Below are 3810 nucleotides of genomic sequence, written 5' to 3'. Positions count from 1 at the left end.
GAGCGGTGTGCCGATGCCACCGGGTCCTGCCCGCCCGTGCGGCAGCCATCGATCGCTCCTTCGAGTCGAGTGAGGTGAGGTGAGGTGAACCTAAGTCTTGCGGACAGCAGTCCGCAAGAGGTGTCGAGTACGGTTCTGCGCATGAGTTCCACGGGTGACGAAGCCGACGACACCGCGCCGCGCCGCCGCGCCTGGGGCAGCCTGAGCCGTGCGCAGATCGTGGCCGCGGCGCTGGAGATCGCGCGCGGCGAAGGGATGCGGGCGCTGACGATCCGGCGGCTCGCGGCCGACCTCGGCGCCTCCCGGATGGCCCTGTACCGGCATGTGCCGGACAAGGACGCGCTGGTCGGCCTCGTCATGAACGCCGTCGCCGAACACGATGTCGTGCCCCCGGACATCGATGAGGGCCCCTGGCCCGAACGGCTGCGGCGGCTCGCCGGCGCGATGCGCCGCGAACTGGCCGCCTGCCCCGGTCTCGTGGAGATCATGTTGACCCGCGCCAACCACGGGCCCGGGGCGCTGCGCCTGGTCGAGACCGTACTGCGCATCCTCGCCGACGCCGGTCTCGACGAACGCCGGGCCGCCCGTTACTACCTGGTCTTCATCGATCTGGCCGTGGGCCGGCTCCACCGTGAACTGCACGGCGACCCCGCCGACGCGCACCGCGCGGCCGGCCTGCTGGCCATCGCGGATGACGCGGCCGACTACCCACGGCTCGGCGCCGCGAGCGCCCATCTGCGCGATGTCCCCCCTGAACAGGTCTTCGACGACGAACTCGCCATGCTGATCCTCGCCATCGAAACCGCCGCCCGCCCGGCCTGAGTCACGGCCGCAGACACCCGGTGCGGCCGATGGGTGCGCCGGTTCAGCCGCGTTCCGCCCGGCGGAACGGACGTGGCCCTGTCGCACCGGAATCGGCCGGTGGCCCGGTCCGCCGCGCGCCCTCGCACCCATGACACGCTCGTACGGCCATGACACTCATGTAGGGCCGCCGTCCTCAGACGGTCACCGTCCTGATTCCGGTCTCGGTGAGCCGGGTGAGCAGTTCGGCGGGCATCGCGGAGTCGGTCACCACGACATCGACCTGGTCGAGACCGCAGATCCTGGCGAAGGCCCGCCTGCCCATCTTGGACGAGTCGGTGACCACGATCACGCGCTGGGCCCGCTGTGCGAACAGCCTGCTGACACCCGCCTCGTCCTCGTGATGGGTCATCAGGCCCAGTCGGGGATCGACGCCGTCGACGCCGAGCACCGCCACATCGAGCACGACCTCGTTGAGTACGCCCATGGCCAGGGGGCCGACCAGTTCGTACGACTGCGGACGCGCCACCCCGCCGGTGACCACGATCTTGATCTGGGGCCGCACGGCGAGTTCGACCGCGATGTTGAGGGCATTGGTGACGACGGTGAGCGCCGGAGCCGTGGCATCGGCGGCCCGGTGCGGGCCGCCGCCCGTCCGCAGTGCCAGGGCGCGGGCGACCTCGGTCGTCGTGGTGCCCCCGTTGAGCCCCACGACCTGGCCGGCCTCGATGAGTTCCGCGACGGCCGCGGCGATCCGCTGTTTCTCGGGGGCGTGCCGGGACGACTTGTAGCGCAGGGGGAGTTCGTAGGACACGCCGTGTGCGATGGCGCCGCCCCGGGTGCGCACCAGCAGCTGCTGTCCGGCCAGTTCGTCGAGGTCCCGGCGGATGGTCGCCGGGGACACGGCCAGGGCTGCCGCGGCTTCCTCGACCTCCACTCTGCCCTGCGTGGCGAGCAGCTCCAGCAGGGCTTCCCACCGCTTGTGTTTCGACATGTGCCCGACTCCTCCTCGCCGCGATCCGCCGCGTCGCGGCAGGGCGACGGATCACCCCTCGGGAGTCGCGGCGGCCGGGCCCCGTATCCCTGGCTCAAATGCTTGTATATGCTCGAAGCAAGCGTACTACGAGCAAGAGTGTGCAGCTTCACGCAGTATTGAGCAGGAATGCTGATGTCATGACGGTCGCCGAGCCCGGTCACCCGGCCGGATCGGTGGACCGGCCCTCGCGGCAGGCCCGGACCTGCCCGTACCCCGAGGAGTCCCCGCGCATGTCCACCACAGAGGCGTCCCGAACCGCCGTCGAGATCGCCTCACAGCCCGCCGTCTGGCGGCGAGCGGCGGAGGTGCTCGCGGAGCACACGGCGGTGCTGCCGCGCCGGGGTGAGCGAGTCGCCGTCGTCGGCTGCGGTACCTCCTGGTTCATGGCCCAGTCCTACGCGGCGCTGCGCGAACTGGGCGGCCACGGCGAGACGGACGCCTTCGCCGCCTCGGAGTTCCCGCGCGGACGCCCCTACGACCGGATCCTGGCCATCACCCGGTCCGGCACCACTACCGAGGTGCTCGACCTGCTGGGCGGGGTGCGCGGCCGTATCGCGAGCGGAGCGATCACCGCCGACCCGGCGACACCCGTCATGCGGCAGGCGGACTCGGTGGCCGTGCTCGACTTCGCGGACGAGGAGTCGGTCGTGCAGACACGGTTCGCCACCAGCGTCCTCGCCCTGCTGCGCGCACACCTGGAAGCCGAGAGCGCCCTGCCCCCCGGTGTCGGCACCCTCGCCAGGGCCGCCGAGCACGCCGAAGCCGCCGTCCGCGCGCCCCTGGCCCCCGAGGTCCGTGCGGCCGGGCAGTTCACCTTCCTCGGCACGGGGTGGACGTACGGGCTCGCGCTGGAGGCGGCGCTGAAGATGCGCGAGGCCGCCGGGGCGTGGACCGAGGCGTACCCGTCGATGGAGTACCGGCACGGACCCATCAGCATCACCGGTCCCAACCGGGTGGCCTGGGCTCTCGGCACGCTGCCGCCGGGTCTGGCGGACGACGTCAGGAGTGTCGGAGGCACCCTTGTCGCCGACTCCGCCGACTCCGCCGAACTCGCCGATTCCCGTGATACCGGCGACACCGAGACCGGCGGCGGTCTCGACCCGCTGGCGGACCTCATCCGGGTCCAGCGTCTCGCGGTCGCCCTCGCCGAGTCGCAGGGCCGCGACCCCGACCGGCCCCGCAATCTCACCCGCTCCGTCGTCCTGGAGCCCGGTGGTGCGTGAGCGCGCCGCCGGGACCGCGTACGGGTGCGCGTGGACGAGTCCGTACGTGAGCGCGCCCCGGAGATGTCACCGGCACGGCTCCCGGGCGTGCTCTCCCGAGTGACCCGGTGATCCTCACCGTCCCGTCACGCCCGTCACGCCCGACGCGGCCGTCATGCCCGACGCGGCCGTCGACAACTGCCACGGGACCCGGCCCGATGCACTGCCCCAGGAGGAACCGCATGCCTCTCGTGTCCACCGCTGAGATCGTCCGCCGTGCCGCCGAAGGAGCCACGGGCGTCGGCGCGTTCAACGTCGTCCAGCTCGAACACGGTGAAGCCATCGTCGCCGGTGCCGAGGCGGCGGGCCTGCCGGTCATCCTGCAGATCAGCGAGAACACCGTCCGCTACCACGGAGCGCTCGCGCCCATCGGGCTGGCGTCCCTCGCCCTGGCCCGGGCGTCGAGCACTTCCGTCGCAGTCCATCTCGACCACGCCACGAAGGCCGACCTCGTGTACGAGGCGGTCGGCCTCGGCTTCACCTCGGTCATGTTCGACGCCGCTGCCCTGCCCTACGAGGAGAACCTCGCCACGACCCGCGCGATCGCGGCGCACTGCCACGAGCGGGGGGTGTTCGTGGAGGCCGAGTTGGGCGAGATCGGGGGCAAGGACGGCGTCCACGCCCCCGGCGTCCGTACCGACCCCGGGGACGCGGCGGCCTTCGCCGCCGCCACCGGCGTCGACGCGCTCGCCGTGGCGGTGGGCAGCAGTC

At 72.2% G+C, this 3810-nt stretch carries 4 protein-coding genes; 3 read left to right on the top strand and 1 reads right to left on the bottom strand.

The annotated features are described in order from the left end of the window. The first annotated feature begins 141 nt into the window (after positions 1 to 141). Positions 142 to 822 carry a TetR/AcrR family transcriptional regulator gene (locus ACWF94_RS36005; RefSeq protein WP_453498619.1) on the top strand — a complete coding sequence of 227 codons (681 nt, stop codon included), beginning with the start codon at positions 142 to 144 and terminating at the stop codon, positions 820 to 822. Between the two features lie 175 nt (positions 823 to 997). Here the strand turns inward: ACWF94_RS36005 and ACWF94_RS36000 are convergent, their stop codons facing one another. After that, positions 998 to 1795, bottom strand: a complete 798-nt coding sequence (locus tag ACWF94_RS36000) for a DeoR/GlpR family DNA-binding transcription regulator (protein ID WP_453498616.1) — start codon at positions 1793 to 1795, stop codon at positions 998 to 1000. Between the two features lie 272 nt (positions 1796 to 2067). Here ACWF94_RS36000 and ACWF94_RS35995 point away from each other — a divergent pair, with 272 nt between their 5' ends. Then, positions 2068 to 3060, top strand: coding sequence for an SIS domain-containing protein (locus tag ACWF94_RS35995; protein ID WP_453498613.1), 993 nt, complete (start codon positions 2068 to 2070; stop codon positions 3058 to 3060). A 221-nt stretch (positions 3061 to 3281) separates the two neighbouring features. Continuing rightward, on the top strand, positions 3282 to 3810 hold a 529-nt coding region (locus ACWF94_RS35990), incomplete at its 3' end, for a class II fructose-bisphosphate aldolase (protein WP_453498610.1).

The organism is Streptomyces sp. NPDC055078 (assembly GCF_053607985.1).
The sequence above is the reverse complement of the archived record's forward strand: the minus strand, read 5'-3'. Positions and strand labels throughout refer to the sequence as shown.